The sequence below is a fragment of the Methylobacterium litchii genome, from assembly GCF_038442315.1.
GTDB lineage: Bacteria > Pseudomonadota > Alphaproteobacteria > Rhizobiales > Beijerinckiaceae > Methylobacterium > Methylobacterium litchii.
The window spans coordinates 1-23,715 of record NZ_JBBXMY010000010.1 but is presented as its reverse complement, the minus strand read 5'-3'; the positions used below and the strand labels follow the sequence as shown (position 1 = coordinate 23,715).

Here is a 23,715-nt window from a genome sequence, read left to right as displayed (position 1 = left end):
CGTCAGTTCCTCACCGGGCGGCCGGTCTCGATCACGCTCTCGAACCGGTCGAGGGTCGCCTCCGTCCGCACGAGGCGCATGAAGCTGTCGCGTTCGAGATCGAGGACAGCCTCCTCGTCCAGGGTATCGAGGGTGTCCGCCTCGCCGCCGGACAGGACGCGGGCGAGTTCCCCGGCGACCACGAGGTCGTGCTGGGTGGCGATGCCCCGTCTCGCAAAACCCTCGGCCGCCATGCGCATGGCGAGGCCGCCGGCCGGGCCGGGCAGGGTCAGCGTCACGGGCTTGGGCGGTGCGTAGCCCTCCACCAGGGACAGGGCCTTGGCCTTGGCGTCGGCGAGCAGCCGGTCGCGGTTCATGGTGATGCCGTCGCTCTCGCGCAGGAACAGCAGATCCCGCGCCTCCTCCGCCGACTTGGCGACGGTGGCGGTCGAGATCGTCTCGAACACCTTGGCGGCGGCGGGCATCGGCCCGCGTGGCATCTTCGGCGCCGATTGCCAGCGGGCCAGCATTTCCTTGCAGCCGCCCCAGGCCGGCACGAGGCCGACGCCGGCTTCCACGAGGCCGATATAGGTCTCGGCATGGGCCTGCACCGCGTCCGAGTGGAGCAGGATCTCGCAGCCGCCGCCGAGCGCCATCCCGGCGGGGGCGCTGACCACGGGGAAGGGGGCATACTTGAGTTGCCCGTAGGTCTGCTGGCCGACCGAGACCAGCTTCTCGATCTCGCCCCATGCGGCGATGTTGGCGGCGAACAGGGCGAGCCCGAGATTCGCGCCGACCGAGAAGTTCGAGCCCTCGTTGTAGACGACGAGCGCCTTGTACTGCGACTTGACGAGCTTGATGGTCTTGCCGAGCAGGACCATGATCTGTTCATCCAGCGCGTTCGCCTGCGAGGTGAACTCAAAGCACACCACGCCGTCGCCGATGTCCCACAGGGCGGCCGAGCCGTTCTTGAGCAGCGGCTTGGCAGAAAGCTTGATGTCTTCCAGCCGCAGCACACCCTCGGGGCGCACGATTGTTTTGTATGTGCCCTCGGCCGTCAGGACCTGCCGCTCGCCGTTCTCGACGCGGTAGAACGTCTTGCCATCCAGCCCGGCGAGGATCGGCGGGACGGGGTGCCCGTCCCTGGCCAGCCGCTCGGCCACGGTGGCGCCGCCGATCTTGTCGATCAGCTCGAACGGACCCCACTTCCAGTTGTAGCCGAGGCGCATGGCCTCATCGATGGCGGCGATCTCGTCGCTCGCCTCGCCCACGAGCCCGGCGGCATAGGCCAGCGTCGGGCCGATGACCCTCCAGGCGTAGGCGCCGACGCGGCCCGGCAGGTCGAGCACCGCACGGGGGCCCTTGGCCTCCTTCAACTCGGGCAGGTCCGCCTTCGCGGAGGGCCGGTAGGCGCCGGTCTTGAGGTCGATTGCCTCCTTGGTCTTCTGCCCATTCGTGCGGTTCAGGCGGTAGAAGCCGCCCTTGCCCTTGCGGCCGGTATAGCCCTCCGCGATCAGCGTCGTGACCAGCGGCATCTCGCGGTAGGTGGCGTGGAACGCGTCCTCCGCCGGCAGGGCCGCCCGCAGGCTCTTGGTGGTGTGCGGGATCAGGTCGAGGCCGACGAGATCCACGAGGCCGAACACGCCGGTCTTCGGGATGCCGAAGGGGCGGCCCATGATGGCGTCCGCCTCCTCCACCGGCACGCCGAGGTCGTCGGCCGCCGCGATGGCGTTCTGGATCCAGAAGATGCCGAGCCGGTTGGCGATGAAGCCCGGCCTGTCCTTGCAGGCGACGACGCTCTTGCCGAGCTTGCGGTCGGCGAAATCCGTCACCGTCGCGGAGAGCGCGGGATCGGTCTTCGGGCCGGTGACGACTTCGAGCAGCCGCATGTAGCGCGGCGGGTTGAAGAAGTGGGTGATCAGGAAGTCCTTCGCGAAGGCGTCCGGCATCCCCTCGATCAGCGCGGCGAGCGGAATGGTCGAGGTGTTGGACGAGACAGCCGTGCCCGGCCGGCGCACCGCGTCGATGCGGCGGTAGAGGGCCTGCTTCGCGTCGAGGCGCTCGATCACCACCTCGACGATCCAGTCGACGTCCGCCAAGCGGTCGAGATGGTCCTCGATGTTGCACGCCTCCACCAGCTTGGCGGCGCGGGGCGACATGAAGGCGGCGGGCTCCGTCTTCAGCATTTTGGCGATGGCGCCCTTGGCGAGCGCGTTCCGGTCGGCGGCGCCCTCGGGGACGATGTCCATCAGGAGCACCGGCACGCCGGCATTGGCGACATGGGCGGCGATGCCGGAGCCCATGACTCCGGCGCCGATGACGGCGACTTTGCGGATCCCGGTCATCAGATGCGCTCCAGAAGGGTGGCGATGCCCTGGCCGCCGCCGATGCACTGGGTGGCCAGCGCGAAGCGACCACCCTCGCGGGCGAGCAGCGAGGCCGCCTTGCCGACGATGCGCGCGCCCGTGGCGCCCAGCGGATGGCCGAGCGCGATGGCGCCGCCATCGATGTTCACAATGGCCTCGTCGAGGCCGAGGTCGCGGATGCAGGCGATCGACTGGGAGGCGAAGGCCTCGTTCAATTCGACTACGCTCAGCGCGGCAGCGGTGATCCCAGCCCGCGCCAGGGCCTTCCGCGAGGCGGCGACGGGGCCGATGCCCATGATCTCCGGCTCGCAGCCCGAGATGGCGACGGCGGCGACCCGCGCGAGGGGCTTCAGCCCGTGGCGGCTGGCGAAGGCCTCGCTGCACACCAGCACCGCCGAGGCGCCGTCGGTGAGGGGCGAGGAGGTGCCGGCCGTGACCGAGCCGTCCTGCTGGAAGGCGGGCTTCAGGCCGGCGAGCCCTTCCGCGCTGGCATCCGCCCGGATGCAGCCGTCGGTCTCGACGGTGCCGCTCTTCGTGGCGATGGGCACGATCTCGGCGGCGAGCCGCCCCTCGGCCTGCGCGGCGGCGGCCTTGCGGTGGCTCGCCACGGCGAAGGCTTCCTGATCCTCGCGGGAAATCTCCCAGCGGCGGGCGACGTTCTCGGCGGTGTCGCCCATGCCGATGTAGGCGCCGGGGCGCTTCTCATGCAGCGCCGGGTTCGGCATCGGGTTGAAGCCCATCATCGGCACGCGGCTCATGCTCTCGACGCCCGCGCAAACGAAGGCCTCGCCGGCACCGAGCGCGATCTGCCCGGCTGCCATGTGGACGGACTGCATGGACGAGCCGCAGAAGCGGTTCACGGTGACGCCGCCGACACTGAGGTCGAGGTCGGCCATCAGCCCGATCAGCCGGGCGACGTTGAAGCCCTGCTCGCCCTCGGGGAAGGCGCAGCCGACAATCAGGTCCTCGATCTCCTTCGAGGGGATCGCCGCCTCGGCCACGAGCCGGCGCACCACCTGCGCGGCGAGGTCGTCCGGGCGGACCCTGGCGAGGGTGCCCTTCTTGGCCGGGGTGAAGGGCGAGCGTGCATAGCCCGCGATAACCACGTTGGTCATGCTGTCCTCTCGGAACGGTCGCGATGGTGGGGGAAGACGCGCAGCCGCCCGCACCCGGCGCGGCGGCCGGTTCGGAGGCGACGGGGGAAAGGGGAGGGGGTGGTCAGCGCGCCCGGCGCGCCGAGCCCCGCTGTTGGGCCGCCAGCGCGGTCTGGGCCTGCTGCTCGATGGCGCGCAACTCGCCAAGCGTCTCGACCAGGGCCTTCTCCTGCTCGATCAGGCTGTCGATGCGGTTCTGCACCCGCTTCAGCAGGGCGCGAAGCTGCTCCTGCCGCGTCGGGTCCGCGTCGTAGAGATCGAGATATTCCTTGATCTCGCGCAGGGTGAAGCCGAGCCGCTTGCCGCGCAGGATGAGGATCAGCCGCGCCCGGTCCCGATGCGTATAGACCCGCGTATTCCCCACCCGCTGAGGGTTGAGGAGACCCTTGTCCTCGTAGAAACGGACAGTTCTCGCCGTCACACTGAGGTCGTTGGCGAGCTGTGTCACGGTATAGAGCGGGTCGGACACAGGTGGCCTTCTCTTGCTTGCAGCCACCGTAGGCACGGCGCGCGCGAAGCGTCAAATCCGGCCGGAGACCCGCCAGCCCCCTCCGTTTTCCTGCGGCGCGCCCAGGGGCGCAAGCCTCGATCATCGTCCCCCCTCCTTCACGCCGCGCGCCCCTCTGAGGGGGTCTTCGATTCGGCCGGTCGTGCCTAACGTATACGTCAACCTATATCCCAATGCGTCATGCCGGTGCAAGAGCGGGGCGCGGCGCGCGCAGGATAGTGCCGGCCGGCACGGGGCCGCAGGCGGCGCTGCCTGACGTTAAAATGTCACAACCGGGGAGATCCGACGCGGGACGCGGACAGCCGGCCGCAAGCGTGGCCATTCCGGCTTGCATTTTTATTCCGCTTTCGGCAGCGTCTTCACGTATAGGGAAGGCCAACGCGCCTTCACATCATCTTGGGCCGACACGTCTTCGCCGCGTGCGGTTACTCAAGATTAACCATCACAGAACAAGCCCGAAAAGGGCGGGATCCAACGAGTTCCTTGGGGAGGAATTGGGATGAGGATGATGCTTGTCGCCCGGGTCGGGTCGGCGGCGCTGCTGGCGACGCTTCTGAGCGGGACCGCTGCCAGCGCGGGTGCGTTCGGGCTGCGGGAGCAGAGCACCCAGGCGCAGGGCATGGCCTTCGCGGGCGCCGCGGCGGGGTCCGGCGGCGTCTCGTCCATGTTCTGGAACCCGGCCGTCATCACGATGCGGCCCGGCTTCGTCACCGAGCAGAACCTCACCTATCTCGGCCCCTCGGCCACGATCAATCCGACCACCGGCACCAACCCGGTCTTCGCCCGGCTCGGCGGCTCGGGCGACATCGGCCAGGGGGCGGTCCTGCCGGCGGGCGCCAGCTCGTACCAGATCAACGACCGCCTCTGGCTCGGCATCGCGACCGGCGCGCCGTTCGGCCTCACCACCAAGCCGAACCAGACGTGGGCCGGCGAGGTCTACGGCCGGTCGTCGCGCATCTTCTCGCTCGCCATCAACCCGGTGATCGGCTTCAAGGTGAACGAGTGGCTCTCCGTCGCGGCGGGCCCGAACATCGAGTATTTTCGCCTGACCCTGCGCCAGGCCCTGCCGATCCCCGGCCTGTCGCCGGCCGCCTATCCGAGCGGGTTCCTGAAGGGCGAATCCTGGGGCGTGGGCTTCACCGCCGGCGCCACCATCACCCCGTGGCAGGGGACGGTGTTCGGCATCGGCTACCGCTCCTCGGTGCACCACGACATTGACGGCTCGATCGGCGTGCCGCTGCTCGCCCTCGCCCCCCTGGCGGGGCAGGTGCGGGCCAACCTCAACACCCCCGACAAGCTCAGCGTCGGCCTGACCCAGGCGGTGAGCCCGGTGGCCCGCGTCTCCCTCGGCTTCGAGTGGGACAACTGGTCGAGGCTCGGCACCGTGGGCGTCGTGTCGAAGACGCTCGGCATCACGGTCAACAACCTGCCGCTCAATTACAAGGACGGGTACTATTACTCGATCGGCGGCGAGTACGACGTGAGCGAGGCGCTGACGGTGCGGGGCGGCTTCGGCTACGAGACCTCGCCCATCGACTTCAGCAACCGCTCGGTGCGCCTGCCCGACGGCGACCGCTACAGCCTGAACGTCGGCGCGAGCTACCGCTGGAACAACCAGCTCACGCTGAACGCGGCCTACTCGCACCTCTTCCTCGACCGGTCGCGGATCCTGGCGGGCCTCGGGCGCGACTACAACGTCGGCAACATCGCCTTCGCGGGCGTGGTCGATTCGAGCGTCGACATCGTCTCGGTCGGCTTCCGCTACGCCTTCGGCGTGCCGCCGGCCCCCGCCCCGGCGCCGCTGGTGCGCAAGTACTGAGGCCGAAAGCCTCCCGTTGAAGAGGGCGGACAGGCGAACTCCCTGTCCGCCCTTCGCTCATCCGAGATGGCGCCCTTCCAGGGCCCCGAACTGCAGGTAGTGCAGAAGCGGGTCGATATGGGCCGCCGCCACGTCCGGGTTGGCGGCGAGATAGGCGTTGGTGCTGAACGCGGCGGAGGGGTCGCGCCCCTCTTTCCAGCCGAACTGGTCGTAATGGGCCAGCGGGTCGATATGGGCGGCGGCCACGTCCGCGTTGTGGGCGACGTAATAGGCCGTGTCGAAGAAGGCGTCCGCTTTCCGGCCTTCCTGCCAGCCGTTGGTCTGGTAGTGCTGATAGGCCAGGGCGATGGTGTCGCCGCCCGTAGCGAGCACCATCTTGGCGACGTCCGGATTGGCCAGCAGGTAATACTCAGCGTCGAAGGAGCCGTGAGTGAAGTCGGCCGGCTTGCCGATGGCGGCGTAGGTCTGGCGTCCCTCGGCCTGCCCGAATTGCTGATAGTGGGTGAAGGGATCGATCCCGGCGGCCTTCACGTCCGGATTGTGGGCGAGATACTGCTGGACATCAAAGCCGGCCGAGGGATCGCGCCCCGCTTTCCAGCCGTACTGCTGATAATGCGTCAGCGGATCCATGCCCGCCTTGGCCACGTCGCCGTTGGCGGCCAGATAGCCGTCGCGGGCGAAGGAGACGGTCTCGGTGATCGGCGTCACGACTGGGGCCGGAGCCCTCGCCGCCGTCGCCCCATAGAGCCCAGGGTCCTGTCCGTCCGGTGCCGAGACGGTCTGCTGCGTGACGGCCGCTGCATTCGGGTCGCTAGAATAAGCCCGAATGTAGTCGATCTTCATCGTCATCGGGACGCCCGCCTCATCGGCGTCGGTCTGCGTCGCGAGGTTGGCGAGAAGGTACATCGGTCCATGCATGTCCGATGGCGTCGGCCTTGATCCCATGAATTGGCCGTCGAAATAGAAGCTGATCGTGTCCTTCTGCCAGTCCATTCCGTAGGTGTGGTAGCCGGTCACCTGCGTCGGGTTGTTGCTGAAGACCTGCAGATCCGAATTGGGGTTCTTGTTCGGCCCGGGATCCGTGGTGTGGATCCAGCGATAGGTGCCTTGGTTATACGCTCCGTAATGCTCAACGACATCGAGCTCCTGCCAGCCCGGCAGGTTGGTGGGGTTGGCCGCCGGTGTCTTGGGGAGCAGCCAGAACGCATCCCACCCGCCCTTGGCGTCGGCGAGATCGGCTCGCATCTCGAAATACCCGTAGGTCTGCGAAAAATTGCCCTGCGTGGTGATCAGCCCCGATTCCCAACTGCCGGGATAGCCGAACTTCGTCCGGTCCGGCACAGCCGTGATGGCGAGCGCGCCGCCCTGCACGGCGAACGGATCGTAGCCGGAGGCGGGATCGACGAAGGAGGAATGACCGAAGCCGATGTCGGAATTGGCGTCGTACCGCCACTGGGATCGGATGTCGGCCCATGTCGTGCCTTGGCCGGTCTGCGAGATGCTACGGGTATTGAATTCGTCGTCGAAGGTGAGACGATAGCCGGTGAGGTCGAGCGATGGCATCACGGAGATCCACGAACATCCAAGACTCCGTGATCTGCGCCGTGAATAATTAAATCTTGCTTTCTCTTGCGTGACTGCCATCGCCGCCGCTACCAGGGCCGGGCGCCGTTGATTCGCGTGGCGGCGGCCCATGCGCCGGGGGAGACTCCCTTCGCAACCCCAAGGCAGGCTCTCAGTAGTCTGCCGCAGGCTGTCCGGTGGCAGTCGGTGGGCGAGGATTATTTCCAAGGCGTGTCGAAGTGGCGGGTGCAGCCGATGGCACACAAAGGGCCGGATCGCCCTACCGAATTCCGATTATTGCAGCGCAACAAGCACCTTGCGCCGGGCGCCAGCCGCGCTTGCAAATGGCCGAGGTTTTAAAGAATTTAGTCCTGAAATTTCGGAATTGCAAAACCGTTCCATAGAAATTTCAAAAAAATGGGTAAAATACCCCAGGCTCGAACTTGAATTGTGCAGCGCAATCTGGCATCCGATGGCTAAGACATCGTAAATGTTGTTACTCCCGGCTGTGCCAGAGAGGGAAGCAGTATGCTGCATCACGATCTGATCCTTGCCGTCAGTCGCTCGAGGGCGATCTCGACCGCGTCGCGGGCGAAGGGCCTCTTCGGTCTCGGCAAAGTTGTCGATCTGGCGCTCAAGCGTGCTTTCGACTTCAGTATCGCCTTCGCGGCCCTCGTTCTTCTCCTGCCGCTGTTCGCTCTCGTCGCTCTGGCGATCTGGGCCGTCGATGGGGCGGCGCCGTTCTACAGTCATCGGCGCCTTGGTCTTAACCAAAAGACGTTCGGCTGCTTGAAGTTCCGCTCCATGCGGATCAACGGTGACGCGATCCTGCAGACGTATCTCACCGAGAACCCGGCCGCGATGGCCGAGTGGACCGAGACGCGGAAGCTGAAGCACGATCCGCGTATCACGGTCATCGGCCATGTGCTGCGGAAGTCCAGCCTGGATGAGCTGCCGCAGCTCATCAACGTGCTGCGCGGGGAGATGAGCCTCGTGGGCCCTCGTCCGATCGTGCAGGCCGAGGTCGAGAAGTACGGCGATGCGGCATCGGCCTATTTCGCCGTGCGGCCCGGTCTGACCGGGGCGTGGCAGGTGAGCGGCCGCTCGGATACGAGCTATGCCGAGCGTGTCCGGCTGGACCGGCACTATGTCGAGTCGCGTAGTTTTGTTAGCGACATAGTTATTATCGCGAAGACAGTTCCGGCAGTGTTCTTGGTCAAAGGCTCCTACTGATTTCGGAGTTAACGATCTTCCAATTTGCTGTTTCATCCGATTGTGTAATATCGGCGGATTGATATAATTTTCAGTGAGAGGTCACGGCGGGTCCTTGGGGCCGTTGCCGTGACTTCGCCTTTTGAACCGTCTCCGCGACGCCCGCCGGCGAATGGCGGGCTCGGCGCGTACGATGCCCCGTCAATCTGGAACCGGAGGACTTCATGCGCGTCGCGATCATCCACTATTGGCTGGTGGGGATGCGGGGCGGTGAGAAGGTCATCGAGGCCCTCGCGCGGATGTACCCCGAGGCGGATATCTTCACCCATGTGGTCGTGCCGGAGATCCTCACCGAGGAACTGCGCAAGCACACGATCAAGACCTCGTTCATCGCCAAGCTTCCGCGCGCGCCGCGGATGTACAAGTCGTACCTGCCGCTGATGCCGCTCGCTCTCGAGCAGCTCGATCTGCGCGGCTACGACCTGATCATCAGCAGTGAATCCGGCCCGGCCAAGGGCATCGTCCCGCCGGAGGGGGCGGTGCATGTCTGCTATTGCCATTCCCCGATGCGGTACATCTGGAACATGTATCACGATTACCGGGAGGGCGCGGGGCGATTGGCCAAGCTGTCGATGCCCCTGCTGACCCATTACCTGCGCCTCTGGGACGAAAGCTCGGCCGCGCGGGTCGATCGGTTCGTGGCCAATTCCAGCACCGTGGCCTCGCGCATCCGCCGGTATTACCGCCGCGAGTCGGGCGTGGTGCATCCGCCGGTGGACATCGACGCCTTCGCGCCGGTCGCGCCGGAAGAGGTCGGCGATTATTACCTGATGGTGGGCGAGCTCGTCCGCTACAAGCGGCCGGACATTGCCGTGCGCGCCTTCAACCGGACGGGGCGGCGCCTCGTGGTGATCGGCGGCGGCGAGATGCTGGCCGAGCTGCGGCAGATCGCGGGGCCGACCGTGGAGATGCTGGGCTCGCAGCCCTTCGCGCAATTGCGCCATCATTATGCCCGCGCCCGCGGCCTGATCTTCCCCGGCGAGGAGGATTTCGGGATCGTGCCGGTGGAGGCGATGGCGAGCGGTCGCCCGGTCGTCGCCTTCGGCCGTGGCGGCGCCACCGAGACGGTGGTGGACGGGCGCACCGGCGTGTTCTTCGACGAGCAGAGCGAGGACGCCCTGATCGACGCGATCGCTCGCTTGGAGCAACTGCCCCTCGATCCGGCCGACATCGTCCTCCACGCCCGCCAGTTCAATCCGGCCCGGTTCGAGCACCAGATGCGCGAGGCCATCGCCGAGGCCTGGACGCAGGTCCACGGTCAGCCGATGCCGGCGACCGGCCCGGCGGCGGGAGAGGGCGGGGCGGTTCTGTCGAGCCGCAGGAAGCCCGCCTATGCGTAGGGCATCGCAGGGCTCGGAGCCGTCGATCTGGGTGGGCGCCCGCTCGCTTCCGGAGGCCTCCGCCACCATCGGCGCGATGCTGGCGCTGGTGCGCCGGAAGCTGCCCTTCCTGGCGCTTTGGATCGCGGGCTTCGTCGTGTGCGGCGTGGTCTATTCCAAGATCGTGCGGCAGGACTTCATCGCCACCACGCAGATCCTCCTGCAGCCTCGGGTCATCATCAACGACGGCCCGGAGGACCTGCGGCACTTTCACCAGTTCATGATCGACGGTGAACAGTGCGAGACGGAGCTTCGCGTCCTCCGCTCCGAACAGTTGCTCTACCGGGTGTTTAAGGCCCTCGACATCGTCAAATCTCCCGAGATTCGCAACGGGCCGGACGGGTTCTGGTCGTATCTCGGCTCGCGGATCGACAAGGTCGAGAACTTGGTCGCGCCGGGCCATGAGACTCTCCAGGCCTTCTACGCCTTCGCCGGGCGCGTGCGCTCGCGCCGGCTGGGTCTATCTTACGTGATCGAGATCTCGTATCGGGCTCAGAGCGCGGACCAGGCGGTGCGCGTCGTCAACTCCATCGCCTCCGCCTACGCCGTGTACCGGCTGCGGGGCGCCCTGGCCCGCATCCAGCGGCAGGGCGTCTATCTGGAAGGGCGGCTGGCGAAGCTGCAGGAGCAAATGATGATCGCCGATGCGGGCATGCGCTTCGGCACCATCCCGGACGTGACCCTGCCCGACGCCGAGGTGCGTCTGCTCGGACCGGCCGGTTTCCCGCTCCGCAGCATCTACCCCAAGATGACGCCTATCTTGATGCTGTCCGTCCTGTTCGGCGGCGTGAGCGGGCTCCTGATCGTCCTGATGCCCTACGCAGGGACCTCGGCGCGCATACCGAGGCCATCGACCTTCCCGACTGTCCCCGAACATATGAGGATTGCATGAGCACGTCCCATCGCATCCGCTGGGCCGTGGCCGCCGTGCTTCTGGCCAGCGCCGGCACCGCCCGGGCGGAGACGCCCTACAAGCTCGGTCCCCAGGACCAGATGCAGGTGAAGGTCTCCGACCTGCGCGCCGGCACCGGCGAAGCCTACCAGTGGCAGGCCTTCACCGGCGAGTTCACCGTGGCCGCCTCCGGCAAAGTGTCCCTCCCGGTCGTCGGCGAGATCGAGGCGAGCGGGCGCACCACCTCCGAGATCGCCTCCGACATCGCCGACCGCCTGAAGGCCAAGGCGGGTCTCGCGACGAGGCCCGACGCCTCGGTCCAGATCGTGAAGTATCGCCCGTATTACGTGATGGGCAGCGTCGAGAAGCCCGGCGAGTACGAGTACCGGCCGCAGCTCAGCGTGCTCCAGGCCGTGAGCATGGCCGGCGGCCTCCAGCGGGTTCCGACCGACATCCTGCTGCAATTCGTCCGCGATGCCGTGCGCGCCCGGGGCGACATCCAGGAATTCGCGACGCAACGCCTCGCTCTGCTCGCCCGTCAGGCCCGCCTCGACGCCGAACTGAAGGACAAGCCGCTGGCCTTCCCGCCGGAGGTCGAAGCGCGCGCCAAGGACCCGCTCGTCGCGCGGATCATGAGCGAGGAGCGTCTCGCCCTCGATACGCGTCGCACGGCCCTCGATGCGCAGATCACCAACCTGAAGAAGTCGAAGGACTTCCTCACCGAGCAGATCACCTCCCTGTCCGCCAAGGACACGACCACGGGTGAGCAGCTCGACATCATGAAAACGGAGCTGGCGCGCATCTCCGGGCTGGTGAGCAAGGGCCTTTCGGCGATGCCCCGCCAGATCGAGACCTCGCAGACCATCGCGACCCTCGAATCCAACCGGCTCGACGTGCAGATCGCCGTGATCCGGGCTCGCCAGGACATCTCCAAGGCGGACCGGGACATCCTCGACCTGAAGGATCAGCGCCGCAACGCCGCGCTTCAGGAGGCCGCCGAGACGCGGATCAGCCTGAACCAGGCGACGGCCCGCCTGGAGGAAGCGAAGAACCTCCTGTACCAATCGCAGGTCCGGTCCCCCGCGACGGTGGTGGCCAATTCCGAGGCCTATTCGAAGCCGGAATATTACATCCTGCGCCGGGTTGGCGGGAAGGCCGAGACGATCTCCGCCGAGGAGGACGACCTCCTCCAGCCCGGCGACGTCGTGCGAGTGCGGCCGCGGATCGTCGATCCGAACAATCCCGTCGCGGCCGATACGTCCAGCGTCGCCGGCAAGGCCGCGCGGGCCGCGAACAGTTCCCTGAGCGACTTCTGAGGGCAACGTGAGCTGGCCCGCCGTCCTCCTCTGGCTCGCCATAATGGCTGCGGCTGCCTCCCGCGGCCCGGCCCTCCTCTATCTCGTGTTGATCACAGGCTCGATCGGCTCCATGCAGATGCTGCCGGGTAGTGGGGGCGGGGCCAACCTGCTGCCGCAATCGGCCTGCGCCGCCCTGCTCATCGGCAAGGTGCTGATCCAGCGTGGAAACATTACCCGTGGTACCGAGGCGGCCCTCGACCCCCAGCGCCTCGCCCTGTTCTCGGCCTTCCTGATCTACGCCGTCCTCGGCGCGCTCGTACTGCCTCGGGTCTTCGCAGGAATGTTCGAGGTTGTGCCGGTTTCGGCGTTCCGTTTTGGCACGGACATCCTAAAACCGAGCACGGGCAACATCACCCAATCCTGCTACATGGCGCTGTCCTACGCCACGACGCTGTGCTTCACGATCATCGGCCAGACCGATGAGATGCGCGACCACTTCCGCACCGCGCTCATCTGCGGCGCCTACGCCCTCATTGGCACTGGTATCCTCGATTTCATCACCTACACGCTTCACATCTCGGCCGTGCTGGACCCGTTCCGGACCGCGACCTACGCTCTCCTGACCGACGTGGAGGCGGAGGGCGCGAAGCGCGTCGTCGGCCTGATGCCCGAGGCGTCCAGCTACGGCTCCGCCTGCGTCGGCATGCTGTCGCTGATCCTCTTCATGCGGCCCTTCTATCGCCAGGGCTTGGAGCAGGTGCTCGCCGTCGTGGCCATCGCCCTGCTCATGGTGATGACGATGCTCTCCACGTCGTCCACCGCCATTGTCGGGCTCGGCGTTATGGGCGGCGTGTACGGCCTCGACTTGATGGTGCGGATGCTCGATCCGCGCAATCCGCGACGCGATCAGCTGAATATCGAAATCAGTCTGATCATCCTCATCGTCTTCACGATCTTCGTCAGTTTCGTGGTGAAGCCGGATCTGTTCGATCCGCTCGTCAACCTCGTCAACAAAATGGTCTTCCAGAAGGCCAGCTCGGCCTCTTATGTCGAGCGCAGCCTCTGGAATCGCATTGGCTGGCATGCCTTTCTGGATTCCGGTGGTCTCGGGGCGGGCCTCGGGTCGATCCGCGTATCGAACTGGGGAATCTCGATCCTCGGCAGTACCGGCCTCTTCGGCGCCGTACTGATGTTCGGCTTCATCGTGCAGCAACTTCTGGCCGTGCCGCGGACGGCGCCGGCCCACGTGAAGCAGTTCGCCGCGGTGTCAAAGCTCGGTCTCCTCCCGACCCTGATCATGTATCAGCTGGCCGGCACCATCCCGGACATCGGCATTCTAGCGGCGGCGGTGCTCGGCATGGTCGCGGCCACTCATGCGGTGCGTCCCGCGTCCTCGCCGGACCTAGTCCCGGCCGTGCGGCCCGATCCCTACGCCACGCCGAGGCCGCAACTGTCGTGATGGCGGGCGGGCTTCCCATGCGTTCGGTAGCTGACCGGGCAGGCGCCCTTCGTGCGGGGGAGCGCCTGGGCCACTACCATTTTACCGGTATAAAATTGCCAGGGGCGGTATTCTGCGCGAATAGGCAGGGGGCTGTCCGGTCTTCTATGCATGAGGGCGTGATCCAAAAGGGTCGGATCGTCGCTCAACGCATGAACGGTGAGATTTCTCTTTGGAACGCGATCCGACGTTCGAAAGTTGAAAGCGATATGTTCGACGCATGCGGTAGGTTAGCGTGCGGAAAGTTAACCCGTGCACTGTTCCCAGGCAGAATCGGCGCTTGGGCTTCACACGGATGTGTTTACGATGCCTCTCGAAAACCCAGTGATAATGCTGGATTTTTGACTGACTTTGGCGGCAAAAAGCAGGATAGAAATAATTCAGTTGGGCGGATTCAAATTGGTCCCTGTCCAGTCTCGTTCATCCGGTGGGGAGCCAATGTATCACGACACGATGCATCGCTACGCCGGAACGCCGGTGGGAAGTACAGCCCTCACCGTCCCGGCGCCCCTGGCCTTTGCGATCAATGGTCGCTTTTTGGCCCAGTCGGTGACGGGCGTTCAGCGGTATGCCCGACAGGTCCTCGGCGAGATGGACGGGATTTTGGGTCGGCAGTTAAAGCGAGCCCAATTGCTCGTGCCGGCGGGGGTCGAGCCATTACCGGCCCTCGCTTCGATCGAGACGTTCAACAGCTCCAGGGCGGTGGGGCATTACTGGGAGCAGGTCGTCCTGCCGTTCCAGGCCGACCTGCCCCTGCTCAACCTCTGCAATACGGCGCCCTTGGCTTTGCGACGCCAGGTCGTGTGCATGCACGACACAAACGTGTTCGATGCGCCGGAAAGCTACAGCCGCGCCTTTCGGACCTCCTACCGGATGCTGCTGCCGGCCCTGGCCCGGCGCGGGGCGACGATCACCTCGGTGTCGCGCTACTCGGCACAGCGACTGGCCTGCCACATCGGGATCGACCCGAAGTTGGTCGAGGTCTTGCACAACGGGCACGAGCACGTCTTCAACTGGAACGCGGCGGCCTCGACACTGGGCGAGCGGCTAACAGGCCTGCGCCCGTTCGTGCTGCTTCTCGGCAGCCGAGCCCGGCACAAGAACGCCGCCTTCATCCTGGAACAGGCGAGGGCGTTCGATGCCATGGGCATCGATCTCGTGGTGGCGGGCGGCACCGCTCAGATCTTCTCACGGATCGCGACGGTCGACGCCCCCAACATCCATTACCTGGGCTTCGTCACGGACGACGACCTAGCCTGGCTCTATGCCCGTGCGCTGTGTCTCGCCTTCCCCTCGCGCTCCGAGGGCTTCGGCCTGCCATTGGTCGAGGCGATGGCGCTCGGCTGCCCGATCATCGCCTCGAACCAATCCTGCATTCCGGAGATCTGCGGGGACGCCGCGCTGCTGGAAGATCCGGACGACGCGGCGGCGTGGCAGGCCCAGGTCCGCAATCTCGCGACGTCTCAGGCGCTTCGTGCGGACCTGAGAGGGCGGGGCCTGCAGCGCGTGAAGTTATTCTCGTGGCGCGCTTCCGCGCAGGGCTATATCGACCTGCTCGCCCGACTGTAACATTTCTGAAATGTCAAATTGTCAAGGCGTTTAAGCACAATACGCGCCGTGCTGGAGCGCGCATTGCTTGCGCATTGGGCATGGTCCATCATGCCTAACTTCCGCTCCCGAATTGGAAGGTCAATCGACATGACTTCTGGCTTGGCCAGCAACGAGCGGCCGCGCGTGTGCGTCGGGATCGCCACGAAGGGCCGTCCCGACCAACTTGCAGCCATGCTTGAAAATCTTGCCAAGCAGACAATGAAACCGGACAGTATTGTCGTGTGCTGTACCGAACCTGAGGATATCGGTGAGCTTCCGGCTGGGCAAGGGGTGAAGATCGTCTACGATTCGCCAGGCTCATCCAGGCAGCGCAACGGCATCCTGAATGCCCTACCCGACGGAACCGACCTGATCGTCTTCTTCGATGACGACTTCTATCCCGATCCGCGCTGGCTGGAGACGGTCTCGGAGGCGTTCCGGCGCGACACGGCCATCGCCTGCATCACGGGCTACGTAGTCGCCGACGGGATCCTCGGCGCCGGCCTGTCCAAGGAAGAGGCCCTGGCGAGCGTGGCCGCCCACGACCCCGCCACGACGGATTGGGTGATCGAGGGGTTCAGTCCCTACGGGTGCAACATGGCCTTCCGCTGCTCGGCCATCGCGGGCCTGCGCTTCGACGAGAAGCTCGTCCTCTACGGATGGCTGGAGGACCGGGATTTCGGCTCGGAGGTCGCCAAGCGCGGCGGTCGCGTCATCAAGCTGGGCAAGGCGTTCGGTGCGCATCTCGGTGTCAAGCGCGGCCGCGTCTCGGGCCTGAAGTTCGGGTATTCGCAGGTGATGAATCCGGTCTATATGCATCGGAAGAACACGATGACGACGGTGGAGGTCGTCAGGCAGATCGGTCGCAACGTCACGGCCAATCTCGTCAAGTCGCTGCGGCCCGAACCTTACGTGGACCGGCGTGGCCGGCTTCTCGGCAATCTGATCGCCACACTCGATCTCCTGCGCTTGCGTCTGACCCCGGAACGGGCCGCCTCCCTATGAACTACAACTCGCCTTCGCTCGCTCGGGTGGACGAGCCGCGCCACGGCGCGCTCCCCAGCCTCGAGCATATCGACATGCGCCAAGCGGGGAGCGACCCCGGTGGAACGCTGATCGGCGACCTCATCGGCGCCATCCGCCGCCGGGCGATTCCCCTCGGCATCTGGATCCTGCTCTGCCTCGCCGCCGGCATCGGCTACGTGGCCGTGGCTCAGCAGGAGTTCCTGGCGAACGCGCAGATCGCCCTGGAGCCGCGCGTACGCCTGCCGCCGGGCGCCGACGCGGCGGCGGCGGCCTCGGCGGCAGCCCCGATCCTCGACAGCGCCCAGGCCGAGAGCCAGCTGCAGGTCATCAAGTCGGTGCGCAACCTGCGGTACGTGTTCGACACCCTGAACCTCGATGCCGACCCGGCCTATGCCGACAAGGGGCCCGGTCTCATCGGCCGGTTCATCGGCGGCATCCTCCGCCTCGTCCTCGCGGCTCCCCCACCGATCTCGCCGGAGGAAGCGGCGATGCGGGCGCGGGAGATGGCCTTCCAGAACTTCTCCGACCGCGTTCAGGTCAAGCGGCTCGGGCAATCCTACGTGCTCGAAGTATCGTTCCGGGGCCTGACCCCGGCCGACACCGCCCGCCTCACCAACTCGATCGCCGCCTCCTACATCCGCGACCAAGTGCTGGTTCACGCCGTCTCGGAGCAGCGCGGCACGGAGTTCCTCCAGGGCCGCATCAGCCTGATCCAGGCCGAGAAGAAGGCCGCCGACGAGGCCGTGGCCACGGGCGTGATCACCGATTTCCAGTTCCCGGATTCGGATGCACGCATCGTCGGCGCCGCCTTGACGCCGCTCGCCGCCTCCTACCCACAGACCAAGCTGATCGTGCTGCTCGGCCTCGTGTTCGGCCTCGTCAGCGGCGTCGCGGCCATCGCGGTCCTGCACAATTTCGACCGCACCATTCGCTCGCCGGGCCAGATCCGGCGCCTGCTCGGGGTCGATTGCCTCGTCTCCGTGCCGCGCTTCAAGACCGGTCGCCTCACCGACACGACGGCCGTGACGCAGCCGGACACGGAGTTCGCCCTGGCCATGCGTCTGCTCCGCACGGTGCTGTTCGCGGCCGGGGCCAAGTCGCATCAGGTCTCGATCGGCCTCGTCGGCTGCCAGGAGGGCGAGGGCTGCAGCACGCTCAGCGCCAACCTCGCGCACCTCATGGCGGCCTCCGGCTCCCCCCTGGCCCTGGTGGACGCCAATCTGGGGCAGCCCGACCTGACCCGTCGCATCGCCCCCCGGGCGACGGCGGGGCTCGACGGCCTCGTCCTCTCGGCATCGACCGGCGCCGACCTCCCGGAGGCGATGCTCACGCCGTCCCTGAGCTTCGTGCCCGCCGTGGCGGGGGTGGTGACCGGCCGGAAGGCCGATCCGAACGCCTTCCTCGGCACGCAGGCGATGCGCTCCGCCCTGAGCCGGCTCAGCGCGCGGCGGGACGTCATCCTCGACCTGCCCGCCCTCGACGCGTCCCCCGACGCGCAGGCCATCGGCGCCGTGCTGACCGGGGTGGTGCTCGTCGCCACCCTCAACCGCACGAAGCTCGATCAACTCTCCGAAGCGATCCGCGCGCTTCACTCGGCCGATACCCGGGTGCTCGGCATCGTCCTCAACGACCCCATGCGCTTCCGAAAAGCGAGGAGACTGGCACGTGCCACAGCATCGGCTGGAATGCAGAACCAGTCCCAACCAGCCGCGACGTCCTGATTCGATGCGCGTCGGAGTCTTCAACGTCAAATACAGCCCCAATCTCGGGGATGGCCTTCTGTCCGAATGCCTGGAGGCGGAACTCGTCCGGGCCGTCCCCGGTCTGAGCATCGCGTCGTTCGACCTCGCCGGCCGCACGGATTACGGCGTGGGCGGCCGCTTCCGGGGGGCGGCGCTGAGCTTGCTCCAGAGCAGCCCGACCCCCGTGCGCCAGAGGGTCGCCAGCCTGATGCTCGGCCGCGCCATGCAGCGGCTCGCCCCCACGTGGCGGGAACGGTTGGCCGACGTGAACGTGGCGGTGACCGGCGGCGGCAACCTGTTCAGCGATGCCGACCTCAACTTTCCCCTGAAGATCGATGCGGCCTGCAAGCTGCTGCGCGAGGCCGACATCCCGGTCGCCGTGTTCGCCGTCGGCGTGTCGGACAACTGGACCGAGAAGGGCGAGGCCCTGTTCCAGCGGGCGCTGGCCGGATCCCGCGTCCTTGACGCCTCCGTTCGCGATGCGCGCTCCGCGACGGTCTGGGACCGCCGGCTCGGCCATACCGGCGTGCCGCGCGCCCGGATCGTGCGCGATCCCGGCCTCCTGGTCTCCTTCCACGTGGAACGGGCTCGCCGGGCGGGGACGGCGAAGCGGATCGGCCTCGGGCTCACGCACCCCACGACCCTGCGCTACCATTCCGACGAGACGGCGGTAGGCGAGGCCGAGTTGACCGGGTGGTACACCGAACTGGTGCGCGGCTGCCTCGCCCGCGGCTGGGAGGTGTGCGTCTTCACGAACGGGAGTTCGGAGGACGAGGCCTATCTGCGCAAGATGCGGCCTCTCCTGGCGCCCCTCGGAACGGGGATCAGCTTCGCCCCCCGTTTCACGCGTCCGGCCGAGCTCGCCGCCTACGTCTCCGGGCTCGATCTGCTGATGGCGCACCGGCTCCACGCGAACATCGCGGCCTATTCCTACGGCGTGCCGCAGATCGGCTTCACCTGGGACGCGAAGCTCAAGAGCTTCTTCGATCTGGTCGGTCGCGGGGATTGCATCTGCACGGCGGGCCGCGAGAGCCCGGCGGCGGTGTTGAACCTCGCGGAGCGCTGCCTCGCCGAGGGAATCGATCCCGAGCGGCACCGCCGCGTCCTCGCGGCGGCGCGGGACGACGTCGTCAGCCTCGCCTCTGCGCTGGTGGCGGGCGTCGAAGCGGGCCGGATGCGCGTCCCCGCCAGGGCGATCTCGTGAGCGGTCCGATCGGGGCGGAGGCGACGGCGTCGCCTCATCCGAGCCGGGTCGTCGTCCTCAACGACCGCTCCCTCGCGTTCGGCGGGGCCACCGGGCTCGCCCTGCTCAGCGCGCGCCTCCTGCGCCAGAGAGGCATCGCCGTCACGCTGCTCGCCGGCGATGCCGGGGCCAATCCCGCCCTCGCGGCGGAGGGGATCTCCGTCCACGCCCTCGGCGGCGCCACCCTGCTCGAAGCGGGCGCGGCGAGCTTGCGCCGGGGCCTCTACAATGCCGCGACCCTCGATCTCGTCGGCGACTACATCCGCCGCCACGACGATCCCGGCACGGTCTATCACATCCACACCTGGGCGCAGATCCTGTCGCCGTCCCTGTTCAAGGCCCTGGAGCCGGTGAGGGACAGGGTGTTCGTGAGCGCCCACGATTTCTTCCTCACCTGTCCCAACGGCGCCTACGCCCTGTTCCGACAGGGTCGGGTTTGCCCGCACGTGCCGCTGAGCCTCGCCTGCGTGACCACGCATTGCGACCGGCGCAGCTACGCGCACAAGCTGTGGCGAGTGGCCCGTCAGGCCGTCCAGGCCCGGACCCTCCACTACGTGGGCGGGACGCCGCGCGTGCTCGCCATCCATGCGGCCATGCACCCCTTGCTGGTGCGCGGCGGCGTGCCCGATGCGGCCATCACGACGCTGCCCAACCCCATCCAGCCCTGGAGCCGGACCCGGATCCCGGCCGAGCGGAACCGGAACTTCGTCTTCGTCGGGCGGCTCCACGAGGAGAAGGGGCCGGACCTCGCCGCGCGGGCGGCGCGGGAGGCGGGTGTGCCCCTCGTCGTCATCGGCGATGGCCCCATGCTCGAGACGCTGAAGCAGACCTATCCCGAAGTGACCTTCGCGGGCCGGCAGCCCGCCGAGGCCGTGGCGCAGCTCGTCCGCGACGCGCGGGCGCTGGTGATGCCCTCCCGCTATCCCGAACCCTACGGGCTCGTCGCGGGCGAGGCCCTGTGGAGCGGGATCCCGGTGATCCTGACCGATCAGGCGCTGCTCGCCGCCGACATCGCCGCCCGCGAGGCCGGCATCGCCTGCGACCTGCACCGGGACGCGAGCCTGTCCGAGGCCATGAAGCGCTTGGCTCAGGACGATGCCCTGGCCGAGCGGATGAGCCGCAACGCCTTCGACAACACCCGCGACCTCGGCCACGACACGGGCGGCTGGATCGACGCCATGCTCGGAGCTTACGCGGCCGCCCTGCCGCGCCGCGCTGCCTAAGACCCAGGCAGTGCGACGGGGTGTTCATAATTACCAGACATTAATCAATAAGAATGAGTAAGAAACACACTCATTAATCGACGCAATACCATCCGATACTAACCAGCGCTTAGCCTTCCGAGTACGCAATTGGTGCGGGGCAGCGCGAATTAATATGTCGTTATTTGGGGCACGGCTTAATCGCATCAAGATTTTGCTTGATGGGGCTTCAGCCATGACGGCGCCGGCAGGTTACGTTCAGGTCTTCTCTGACGACTTCAATACGCTCAGCGTGTCCGCGAACAAGACGGCCAACGCGAACTGGTACAGCGGACAGGCCTGGGGCGGCGGCTTCAGCGATGCGAAGTTCGTGTCGGCGGCCTCGCCGAACTCGCCCTTCTCCATCGTGCAGCAGGGCGGCGAGTCGGCCTTGCGCATCCACATGACCCGGGATGCGAACGGGCAGCTCCAGAGCGGGCTGATCTCAAACACCTTCCCGGACGGGACCAGCACGACGGTGCGCGACGGCAACCCCTACGGTTATTACGAAGCCCGGATGTGGCTTCCCACCGGGCAGGGCATCTGGCCGGGCTTCTGGTCCCTCGAATCGGAGCGCCTGTCCCCGACCCGCGATCACGTCATCGAAGTCGACGTGATGGAAAACTACGGCACGGCGATCCCCACGCAATATTCCAGCGTGGTGCATGACTGGGACTGGAACGGAAAGACCCTCGAAGGTCACTCCTCTCAGTATGCGCGGGCCACGCCCGGCGCCGGAGTGGTGTCCTCGGGCTGGCATACCTACGGGGTCCAGATCACCCCGGAGAAGATGACCTTCTACTTCGACGACAAGGCGTACTGGTCGATCCCGACGCCGGCCGGTCTCAACACGGACCCGATGTTCATGATCGACCTCGCCGCCGGAGCCGGCTGGCCGATCGATCCGAACCTGAAGGACGTCTCGCTCTACGTCGATTACTTCCGGTCCTATGAGCTGCAGGCGACCAAGCCGGCCCCCGCCGCCCCGCCGAGCCTGACCGTGACGAGCGTCGGCGCCGTGACCGCCAAGGCGCTTCAGGTCGTCTCAGGGACGACGGACGCGGCCCTCGCCGGCAAGACCGTGTCGATCCTCGACGGCACGGCCGTCATCGGCACCGCCAAGGTCGGCGCGGACGGCAGCTTCAGCCTGAAGGTAACCCTCGGCGGCGACGGCCAACATGCCCTTGTGGCGAGCGTCACGGACGGCCAGGGCGTCACCGGCACGAGCAAGGCCGTGGCGTATGTCCTCGACACGGTGGCCCCCGTGGCCCCGGGCCTCGATCTCACGGGCTTCGCCGGCAAGGCGATGAAGGCCCCGCTCCTGACGGGTGTCGCCGAGGCCGGCGCCACCGTCGCCCTCTACGACGGCAAGGCCGTCATCGCGACCGTCACGGCGGATGCGGCGACGGGGGCGTTCAGCTTCGGAACCCTGTCCGATCTCTCGGCAGGCAACCACACCCTCGTGGCGCGGGCCACCGATGCGGCCGGCAACCTCAGCAAGGCATCTCTGGCGCAGACGGTGACGGTGGGCGCGGACGGGTCCACGACCGCCATGACGGCGGTGCAGGCCGATGGCACGAAGGACATCTACCGCCTCGCCGTCACCGGCAAGGATTATGCGACCGAGCACAACGCCTACAATGCCAAGGGCGCGCTGACGGACACGACCCGCTACTACTCCGACGGGACGCTCGCCTATCACTACAACCTCGACGGCGCGACGGGCACGAAGACGACCGACACCTTCGACACCGCGGGCAAGCTCATCGGCCACGCCGTCGCGCTGGTGGACGGCAGCTTGGACACGATCATCTACGGCCCCGGCACCCTCGTCACGGAGACGAACCAGCACGCCGACCGGTCGAAGGACGTCTACCGGAGCGGGATCACCGACCAGAGCTACATCGCCGAGCATTATTTCGTCGGCACGAACGGCGCCATCGTCTACTCCGACCAGACCAACATCGACCTTTCGCACACGCAGACCGCCAGGAAGAGCGGCGTGACCCTGACTTCGACCGAGGGGGTGAGCGACCTGTTCAAGAGCGCCGGCGGGGATTCCTTCGTCTTCGCCTCCGGCTTCGGCAAGGACACGGTGTCGGGCTTCCGCGCCGACAGCGGCCCGCTGCACGATGTCCTCGTCCTCGATGCGTCCCAGGTTGGCAGCTTCGCCGAGCTTCAGGCGCACCACATGATCAGCGCCGTGGGCAAGGATGCGCTGATCACCCTGAGCTCCACGGACTTCATCCTGCTGAAGAACGTCGCGGTTGCCCAGCTGACGGCGGACGATTTCAAGTTCCAAGATCACGGTCTTTTCCACGCCTGATCCGCCATCCTGGTTGGCACCAGAATCGTGCCCCGGTACGTTGCGCTGAGGCACGATGTATTGCGTGCCTGATAACGCGCACGGCATTCCCGCTCCTCATGCGACGCACTGACAGATACTTAAAAACTTTGAGATAACCGCGCCAAGATCTGCGAAATATAGCAAATGAATGAGTTAAAATTAATAAATTTATATTGATCGCGCGTGCTTTCCGGAGATAAATTTTCAGGTTGGTTGGCAAAGTCAAAGTTTTTCAACATGAGATTTATTGAACATGAAGATATTGATAAAAAGAATATAATTTATTTTAATTGATACCCGGAAATAAGGGTGTCTAACTAACCGGGGTTTAGCGCGTTGAGAGGAGATGGCGAGATCGCTCCTTCCCGATAGCCTGTGAGCCGAGATCGCGCCGCTGATTTTGCCTGAACGGGCCAAGCCGAAGGGCGGTCGGCCTCGAACCTCCAACGGCGCGGCGCTGACGGGGATCCTGTTCGTGCTAGGCTCGGGCACGCCGTGGGAGTTGCTGCCCCGGGAGATGGGCTGCGGTTCGGGCATGACCTACTGGCGGCGTCTGCAGAATTGGCAAAGGGTCGGAGTTCGAGACGCGCCGCTCGACCGGCTCGGCCACCAGAACGGCATCGACTTCAGTCGAGCTTCCCTCCACAGCGCCTCGGTCCTCTGCCAAAACGTATGGTCGCCCCGTCTGCAAGTGGCTCTGGATCCGCTGGTCTGAGCAGTCTGCATAAACGTATCCGGCCCTCTGGCGAGCCGTGAGTAAAGATGGAGATCCGCGCGTCCTGGGCCTTATAAAGGGGT

Annotated in this window: 16 protein-coding genes and 1 pseudogene; 13 read left to right on the top strand and 4 right to left on the bottom strand. The window is 66.4% G+C overall.

Translation table 11 applies throughout. From position 1 onward, the window contains the following. Positions 1 to 2: 2 nt before the first annotated feature. The 3 genes from AAHF99_RS17785 to AAHF99_RS17775 form a co-directional block, all read right to left on the bottom strand. Positions 3 to 2,324: a 3-hydroxyacyl-CoA dehydrogenase/enoyl-CoA hydratase family protein gene (locus tag AAHF99_RS17785; RefSeq protein ID WP_342165845.1), complete on the bottom strand. Its 2,322-nt coding sequence runs from the start codon at positions 2,322 to 2,324 to the stop codon at positions 3 to 5. Then, on the bottom strand, positions 2,324 to 3,460 hold the full coding sequence (locus tag AAHF99_RS17780; RefSeq protein WP_342165844.1) for a thiolase family protein: 1,137 nt from the start codon (positions 3,458 to 3,460) through the stop codon (positions 2,324 to 2,326). Before AAHF99_RS17780 ends, AAHF99_RS17785 begins: the two co-directional genes overlap by 1 nt. Positions 3,461 to 3,563: 103 nt before the next feature. Further along, entirely contained in the window at positions 3,564 to 3,968 is a 405-nt protein-coding gene (locus AAHF99_RS17775) for a MerR family transcriptional regulator (protein WP_243952162.1), read from the bottom strand. Positions 3,969 to 4,515: 547 nt separating this feature from the next. Between AAHF99_RS17775 and AAHF99_RS17770 the strand changes: the two genes are divergently transcribed. Next, positions 4,516 to 5,826: an OmpP1/FadL family transporter gene (locus AAHF99_RS17770; protein ID WP_412759913.1), complete on the top strand. Its 1,311-nt coding sequence runs from the start codon at positions 4,516 to 4,518 to the stop codon at positions 5,824 to 5,826. A 57-nt stretch (positions 5,827 to 5,883) separates the two neighbouring features. Here AAHF99_RS17770 and AAHF99_RS17765 read toward each other — a convergent pair whose 3' ends face one another. Then, positions 5,884 to 7,389: a glycoside hydrolase family 16 protein gene (locus AAHF99_RS17765; protein WP_342165842.1), complete on the bottom strand. Its 1,506-nt coding sequence runs from the start codon at positions 7,387 to 7,389 to the stop codon at positions 5,884 to 5,886. A 528-nt stretch (positions 7,390 to 7,917) separates the two neighbouring features. Here AAHF99_RS17765 and AAHF99_RS17760 point away from each other — a divergent pair. The 12 genes and pseudogenes from AAHF99_RS17760 to AAHF99_RS17705 form a co-directional block, all read left to right on the top strand. Beyond that, a complete protein-coding gene (locus AAHF99_RS17760) occupies positions 7,918 to 8,622 on the top strand; it encodes a sugar transferase (RefSeq protein WP_342165841.1) in 705 nt (234 codons plus the stop codon). 203 nt (positions 8,623 to 8,825) lie between these two features. Further along, complete coding sequence (locus tag AAHF99_RS17755; RefSeq protein ID WP_342165840.1) at positions 8,826 to 10,001, top strand: glycosyltransferase; 1,176 nt, start codon at positions 8,826 to 8,828, stop codon at positions 9,999 to 10,001. Then, entirely contained in the window at positions 9,994 to 10,932 is a 939-nt protein-coding gene (locus tag AAHF99_RS17750; protein WP_342165839.1) for a GumC domain-containing protein, read from the top strand. Before AAHF99_RS17755 ends, AAHF99_RS17750 begins: the two co-directional genes overlap by 8 nt. After that, positions 10,929 to 12,248 carry a polysaccharide biosynthesis/export family protein gene (locus AAHF99_RS17745; RefSeq protein WP_342165838.1) on the top strand — a complete coding sequence of 440 codons (1,320 nt, stop codon included), beginning with the start codon at positions 10,929 to 10,931 and terminating at the stop codon, positions 12,246 to 12,248. Before AAHF99_RS17750 ends, AAHF99_RS17745 begins: the two co-directional genes overlap by 4 nt. 7 nt (positions 12,249 to 12,255) lie before the next feature. Further along, positions 12,256 to 13,689: a hypothetical protein gene (locus AAHF99_RS17740; protein WP_342165837.1), complete on the top strand. Its 1,434-nt coding sequence runs from the start codon at positions 12,256 to 12,258 to the stop codon at positions 13,687 to 13,689. Positions 13,690 to 14,166: 477 nt separating this feature from the next. Then, positions 14,167 to 15,297: a glycosyltransferase family 4 protein gene (locus AAHF99_RS17735; protein WP_342165836.1), complete on the top strand. Its 1,131-nt coding sequence runs from the start codon at positions 14,167 to 14,169 to the stop codon at positions 15,295 to 15,297. Between the two features lie 48 nt (positions 15,298 to 15,345). Then, on the top strand, positions 15,346 to 16,323 hold the full coding sequence (locus AAHF99_RS17730; protein WP_342165835.1) for a glycosyltransferase family 2 protein: 978 nt from the start codon (positions 15,346 to 15,348) through the stop codon (positions 16,321 to 16,323). Further along, positions 16,320 to 18,065 (top strand): tyrosine-protein kinase domain-containing protein, encoded by a 1,746-nt coding sequence (locus tag AAHF99_RS17725; RefSeq protein WP_342165834.1) that lies wholly within the window; start codon positions 16,320 to 16,322, stop codon positions 18,063 to 18,065. Before AAHF99_RS17730 ends, AAHF99_RS17725 begins: the two co-directional genes overlap by 4 nt. Positions 18,066 to 18,069: 4 nt before the next feature. Then, positions 18,070 to 19,290: a polysaccharide pyruvyl transferase family protein gene (locus tag AAHF99_RS17720; protein WP_342165833.1), complete on the top strand. Its 1,221-nt coding sequence runs from the start codon at positions 18,070 to 18,072 to the stop codon at positions 19,288 to 19,290. Further along, the gene (locus AAHF99_RS17715; RefSeq protein ID WP_342165832.1) at positions 19,287 to 20,552 is read left to right on the top strand and encodes a glycosyltransferase family 4 protein; all 1,266 of its coding nucleotides are present in this window, start codon (positions 19,287 to 19,289) and stop codon (positions 20,550 to 20,552) included. The genes AAHF99_RS17720 and AAHF99_RS17715 overlap by 4 nt, the downstream gene beginning before the upstream one ends. A 214-nt stretch (positions 20,553 to 20,766) precedes the next feature. After that, complete coding sequence (locus AAHF99_RS17710) at positions 20,767 to 22,896, top strand: Ig-like domain-containing protein (protein WP_342165831.1); 2,130 nt, start codon at positions 20,767 to 20,769, stop codon at positions 22,894 to 22,896. A gap of 406 nt (positions 22,897 to 23,302) precedes the next feature. Further along, a pseudogene (locus tag AAHF99_RS17705) lies at positions 23,303 to 23,575 on the top strand (transposase); the annotation flags it as partial. Between the last annotated feature and the right edge of the window lie 140 nt (positions 23,576 to 23,715).

Coding starts and splice junctions, on each gene's coding strand:
- AAHF99_RS17725 (WP_342165834.1), top strand. CDS start 16,320: ATGAACTACAACTCGCCTTCGCTCGCTCGGGTGGACGAGCCGCGCCAC.
- AAHF99_RS17710 (WP_342165831.1), top strand. CDS start 20,767: ATGACGGCGCCGGCAGGTTACGTTCAGGTCTTCTCTGACGACTTCAAT.
- AAHF99_RS17720 (WP_342165833.1), top strand. CDS start 18,070: ATGCGCGTCGGAGTCTTCAACGTCAAATACAGCCCCAATCTCGGGGAT.
- AAHF99_RS17760 (WP_342165841.1), top strand. CDS start 7,918: ATGCTGCATCACGATCTGATCCTTGCCGTCAGTCGCTCGAGGGCGATC.
- AAHF99_RS17770 (WP_412759913.1), top strand. CDS start 4,516: ATGCTTGTCGCCCGGGTCGGGTCGGCGGCGCTGCTGGCGACGCTTCTG.
- AAHF99_RS17785 (WP_342165845.1), bottom strand. CDS start 2,324: ATGACCGGGATCCGCAAAGTCGCCGTCATCGGCGCCGGAGTCATGGGC.
- AAHF99_RS17755 (WP_342165840.1), top strand. CDS start 8,826: ATGCGCGTCGCGATCATCCACTATTGGCTGGTGGGGATGCGGGGCGGT.
- AAHF99_RS17735 (WP_342165836.1), top strand. CDS start 14,167: ATGTATCACGACACGATGCATCGCTACGCCGGAACGCCGGTGGGAAGT.
- AAHF99_RS17780 (WP_342165844.1), bottom strand. CDS start 3,460: ATGACCAACGTGGTTATCGCGGGCTATGCACGCTCGCCCTTCACCCCG.
- AAHF99_RS17765 (WP_342165842.1), bottom strand. CDS start 7,389: ATGCCATCGCTCGACCTCACCGGCTATCGTCTCACCTTCGACGACGAA.
- AAHF99_RS17750 (WP_342165839.1), top strand. CDS start 9,994: ATGCGTAGGGCATCGCAGGGCTCGGAGCCGTCGATCTGGGTGGGCGCC.
- AAHF99_RS17745 (WP_342165838.1), top strand. CDS start 10,929: ATGAGCACGTCCCATCGCATCCGCTGGGCCGTGGCCGCCGTGCTTCTG.